We start from the raw sequence: 5,344 nt of genomic DNA, 5'->3' as shown, positions 1-5,344 counted from the left end.
ATAGAGAAGATGGCCGAAAAAGTGAGATGTTTGGGGGAGATAGGCTTGGACAAAAGAAGGCCGAACTACAGGAAGCAGCTCGAGTTCTTCAGATATATGCTCTCGATAGCTAGAGATCTTGATCTATCGGTAAATTTACACTCCCTTGACTCCTGGAATGAGGTTCTAGATCTACTTGACAGGTATGAAATAGAGAGGGCGAACTTCCACTGGTACACGGGCCCCATAGACCTGCTTGAGAAGATAGAGGAGAGAGGCTATTTTATATCAATAAATCCATCTGTCTCAATGCAGAGGAGACACATGGAGGTATTGAGGGCTGCCCCTGTTGAGATCCTTTTGACGGAGAGTGATGCCCCCTATGTGTACAGGGGAATGGAGCTGAGGCCTGAGATGGTGAAGGAGGTTGTGGGGATAATAGCGAGGGAGAAATCGATCAAATATGAGGAGGCGGAAAGCATAATACATGAGAATGCAGTGAAATTTATCGGAGGTTGAGCGATTCTCTTGCTCGGGCTTCACAGTTTTGCCTTTGCTGTTTTCCATGGGCTGAGTCTTTCAGAACTTCGATCTTGGTGTAGTAGAATCTTGAGATCTGCTTAAATGTTAATCTAGATATAATCAGCCGTCAGAGCGAACACGATAATCTACTTCTATTCCAGGTCTCCTTCTAAATTTATCGTTTTCCCTCGTCAATTTTAGCGGGAAGATCATGTGGCACTCGATCTCCTTCTATCAGGATTTATTTTGGATTAAGCGGTATGAGAACTTGAAATCATGTAGCAATCTGAATTAGAACTAGCAACAAGGCTAGTTTTAAACTTTGGAAAAAAAAGTTTATATTAGACCCCTCTTTTGACATAGCCTTATGGACAGGAGGTTATTCATCCCGATATTGATCCTCCTTCTTGTCTTTCCAGTCATTCCTGCGTCTGCAGAGGAAACGGAGTATGAGTGGAAGGTGATTCTGTGAGGGGCAAGCAGATTTTCAGTCTCATCAAAGGCTGAAATACTGGCAAACAGGACAGTTCTTTTAAGCCCGCATGGTTTCCTCAAATATGAGATAGAGCTTCCCTTTGAGCTCCCCAAGGGAAGCTACATAATGCTGATGGCTAATGTGAGCAGCGACTCAAGCAATCTGTCTGTTATACAGGTAAAAGCGCATGTAAATGGAAATGGTGCTCAGTTCTACAATCTGACAGTGCTGCACAGGGTCTTCTTCAACCAGTTCATCTACTTCGGGGAGGTGAAGGGGAAGAAGCTCTTTATATGGATATTTCACCACAAATCTGTTATTGGAAACGCAAGCCTTCTCCTGAGCAGCCTCAGGATAGAGCTGTTCATCCCAACTGCGAAGAAAACTGTGAAAAAGGGGAACTCAACAGATCCATTCATATGGGGCATAACTGTCCATGATCCGGATCTATCGAAGTTCTATCCCTTGGGCTACGTGGGGCCCAGCGAATGGGATGGATCAGCTGCGTCAAAAATTGCAAGTGCAGGGATAAAGATGGTCAGGTTTATGGTTTTCTGGGGAGATATAGAGAGGGAGTGGGGCAAATATCCGGATTGGAATGCTCCTTGGGGCTCATATCCATGGGCTTTTTACGATAAGGCAATTGAGGATATGGTGAAGAACAACCTGACCCCGCTGCTGATAGTCGGAGCTGGATATGCATGGATGGTCCCGTGGATAGATGGAAAGCCAATTGCACCCCACTATGGCGAGGGGGATGTAGGGCAGTATATCGGTGTTCTTCCTGACGAGTATATAAAGCATGTGACGGAGGCCGCCAGGAGAATTGTTTGGAGGTACACTTACTTCATGCCTACTCAAGTAAGATACCCAAATGGGACTCCTGCAAGAGTTCTAAACTATGAGCCTGAGATAGAGGTTGATGCATGGCCCGCTCACGTAATATTTCTCAACTTCAGGCCACAGAGCTATTACTGGCTTTATCCTGATGAGAATAATTTCAGATATAACCTCCTCAGAAACCTGAGCACCGCTATAAAAAGCCCTGGAGTCCTCATAAACACGGGAAGAGAGGAGGTTTTGGTGATAGATGCAGTTTCCCCTCCGGCTACTGGGATTTTTGGAAAGGTGATAGAAACTCATCAGGAGCCTGGATGGGGGAGGGCTTGGGTTTGGACCTTTTACAATCCATCCATCACAAGCTACTATTTCACCTTGACCACGCCAAATCCAGATCCAAGCGCGGGGGATAAGCTGGATCTGAGATACTTTAACCCCTATGGAAGGGGATCCTACGTGATATACGACATGGGGAGGAACGTATCAGGGATACGGGTCTATCCCACTCAGGATCATCTGGGTCGTGATATTCGCACCGGACAGCCCAACTATGACAGGAAAAACTTTTACGATGTCGAATATCATGAGTACGATGTCTACGTCAGCAGCTCCTCAGATGGCCCTTGGATCAAGCTCAACAGATCAACTATGTGGCTGGAGGGCTATGCAGAGTATCCGGCAATAGCTGATGATGGGGTCAAAGATTATTTCTCCCCAACTCCCTTCCGATATGTGAAGATAACTCCATTTTTGGATATAGACTGCGAGGTAGATGCAGTTGAAATCTTGGAAGCACCATCAATAGCACCAACAGCCACAAAGGTATACTTCGACTTCTCTATAGATGGCTGGTACCTTAGCCTCAACGTCATCCCCACTATAGCCTTAGATCTTAAGGGAAAGGGATTGGTGGACTACATGGCTGTTAACTCGTACATGCCGGGATGGATTCTCGCGCCTTCAGCTAACCAAATAGATGGTTTATACGCTTCCGCAATAGTAGAAATCACAGCATTAAGAGCAGCTTCCTCCGCAGGTGAGATATATGGTGCCACCTCTACTCCAACAATAATAGGGGAGACTGGATGGGCGACTACTTATGGATTTGGATTATTCGGGGAGTATTACCAGGAATTATTCATAGAAAGGGTGGTATTCTACTCCTTGCGGGGAAACTCAGCAACAGGAGGGAAAGCTCCGTTTGGTTTAATAATACATAGATACAAGGATCTGGATATTTCTAAACCTCATCCGTTCGTATGTTCCTTCTATCATATAGAGTATACATTTGGTTTATTAAGAAAGGATGGCACTGAGAAATTGGGGTGGTACGCATATCAGAGAGCAATAAGGAGCTAGAAACAGATCTTTATTCGAAGATCTCGAAAGAGATGGAAGCACACCCATATCTCACAATCTCTAAAATTCTTTATATTCCATCTGCTATTGCTCTGCTATTATTTTCCATAAGTGGCTGCAGTAGATTCATTTCTTTATCTGGATTTGCTCTGCTTCTCATTTCTCCTGAGCTTTTCCCACATATTCCTGAGTTCCTTTTCCTGCCCTTAGCACCAATCACCCTCTTCTCAGCTCTTCTCTATGCACTGGATCTAATAAGAGTGTCCAGTGGAAACACAAGGAGGTACATCGGATCAATTCTGTTAATCACAGCATCCATCCTAGTTCTCCTTTATATTTCCCTTAAACCTTACCCATTTATTTCCTCGATCCTATTCTTAATCACCCTTTTCTCAGCCCTTTTCTATGCACTGGATCTAATTAGCGTGCCCAATAGAAGGGCAAGGAAGTACATAATATTAATTCTGTTAATCACAGCGCTTGCTCCTCCAATACTCAGCTCTGCTCTCCCCCCGTTGCTATGTGGCATCTATCCCTGCACGCCAATTTTCCCAGTTGGCTCTTTTTCACCCGCATCGCGCCTATATATAGCCCTTGCCCTCTTTTTCCTCTACATGTCCTTTTCCTTCTTTGCTTTGAGGCTTCTCTTGGATATGCCTGAGAAGATAGGGCCAGCAGAGGTAGTAGTAGCAACGCTGATTCCACCAACGGCGTGGCTTCTGTCCTTCTCAGATTTTTCCCTGTTTTTCCTCGGGATAATACCCTGCTCTGCAGTTGTATATGCACCTCTCTGCAAGATGAGGGAGCCAATGAGCACCATCAAGAGGATCTTAATCTGCTGCCAGTTAGTGTCGTTTGTATTCGTGTGGTTCACATTGCCAAGGCTGAGATGATAACACGGTTATGTTGCAAAATGCTTTTTTACATTAAGACCTTTCCGAATGCCGCTAAAACAACTCCATCCGAAATTTTTTAAATTTCCAATCCCCAACCTCTTATGGAAGAGGAGATGATAGAAGGCTTGGGATGGCTGAGGGAAGCCGCTTTTCTTGCCTTCCTTGCAGTCATATTGTCCTACCTCCTCCCTTCTGTGTTCCTCTCTCCCTACCGCTCTTTAGAACAGCTTCCAAGACCTCCCTTCATTGATATCGTCATGATAATAATCGGCCTTATTTTGGCGATTGCATCGTGGATATTCGAGATTCTCGGATGGTCTAGCATGTGCAGGGCAGGGATGAGGAAGTTCTACTGTTTCACCAAGTACATGGTGCTGCTTGGCCCGATAATGGGATTCTTGTTTGCGATTGTTGGAGTGTTCCAAACAGCTTTGACCGGAAAAATTTCGTTTTTTCTCCTTGGTCCGCTGGTCATAGTTGCTGTGGCTGTGATAGCCGGGGTTGCCTCCCTAGATGTCGGGCTCCTGACGAACACGAGGATATTAACTGTGGGGGCCCTTTTATACCTGATCTCCGTTGTCCTCCAAGCACCAGCGCTCCTGCAATCCCCTGAATTTATGAGCTTTGGCCTAGCCGCAGGCATATTATCGATCCCAGCCCTTCTCCTCATGGCGATAGGATTTCACCTAGCTAGGAGGGCTGTCCCCCATGGAAGAGAGGAAGCTGTTACTGCTTAGCTCTGTCCTGATTGCAATAATAGTCCTTGTCGCAATTGGATCCGCCCTTTCACTGAAGCCCGCTCCATCAACAGGATATGTGGCTCTCATCAAGCTGGAAGGGGTGCTTGCATACAGGACATCCCAGATCACAATATTCGGCATGCCAACAGATGCGGAGGATCTCCTCAAACTCCTGCATAAGGCTGAGAGCGATCCAAATGCAAAGGCTGTTGTCCTATTTGTGGACAGCCCAGGGGGTGAGGCAACTGCATCCGAGGCATTGTACCTGAAGATAAGGAAGCTTGCTGCCTCAAAGCCAGTTGTGGCGTTTGTGAGGGGATATGGGACATCCGGAGCCTACATGGCAATTCTTCCGAGCAGGAGGATAATCGCCGCAAACAGCAGCATCGTTGGCTCGGTCGGAGTTTATGTTTCGGTGATCACATACAAGGGCCTTCTTGAGAAGCTGGGGATCAAGGCCTATGTGTACAAATCGGGGGAGCTTAAGGACATAGGATCCCCCTTTAGGGAGCCGACAGAGGAGGACAAGAGGG

5 protein-coding genes are annotated in these 5,344 nt (G+C 46.2%); all 5 read left to right on the top strand.

All coding sequences use genetic code 11. The annotated features are described in order from the left end of the window. Positions 1 to 498: TatD family hydrolase (locus tag D6D85_RS10230; protein ID WP_237558822.1), on the top strand; the 498-nt coding region annotated here is incomplete at its 5' end. Between the two features lie 604 nt (positions 499 to 1,102). After that, a complete protein-coding gene (locus D6D85_RS10225) occupies positions 1,103 to 3,175 on the top strand; it encodes a hypothetical protein (RefSeq protein ID WP_125671942.1) in 2,073 nt (690 codons plus the stop codon). After that, entirely contained in the window at positions 3,142 to 4,068 is a 927-nt protein-coding gene (locus D6D85_RS10220; RefSeq protein ID WP_125671941.1) for a hypothetical protein, read from the top strand. The genes D6D85_RS10225 and D6D85_RS10220 overlap by 34 nt, the downstream gene beginning before the upstream one ends. Positions 4,069 to 4,172: 104 nt before the next feature. Next, the gene (locus D6D85_RS10215) at positions 4,173 to 4,808 is read left to right on the top strand and encodes a hypothetical protein (RefSeq protein ID WP_125671940.1); all 636 of its coding nucleotides are present in this window, start codon (positions 4,173 to 4,175) and stop codon (positions 4,806 to 4,808) included. Beyond that, positions 4,780 to 5,344, top strand: a 565-nt coding sequence (locus D6D85_RS10210; RefSeq protein ID WP_133308313.1) for a S49 family peptidase, incomplete at its 3' end; no start/stop codon positions are given. The genes D6D85_RS10215 and D6D85_RS10210, both read left to right, overlap by 29 nt.

The sequence above is a fragment of the Candidatus Methanodesulfokora washburnensis genome (assembly GCF_003947435.1).
Taxonomy (GTDB): domain Archaea; phylum Korarchaeota; class Korarchaeia; order Korarchaeales; family Korarchaeaceae; genus Methanodesulfokora; species Methanodesulfokora washburnensis.
Note: the sequence above shows the minus strand (reverse complement) of the source record. Positions and strands in the feature narration are given on the sequence as shown.

What these genes read in the sequence shown, in the direction of transcription:
- D6D85_RS10215 (WP_125671940.1), top strand. Translation starts at nt 4,173, where the DNA reads ATGGAAGAGGAGATGATAGAAGGCTTGGGATGGCTGAGGGAAGCCGCT.
- D6D85_RS10225 (WP_125671942.1), top strand. Translation starts at nt 1,103, where the DNA reads ATGCTGATGGCTAATGTGAGCAGCGACTCAAGCAATCTGTCTGTTATA.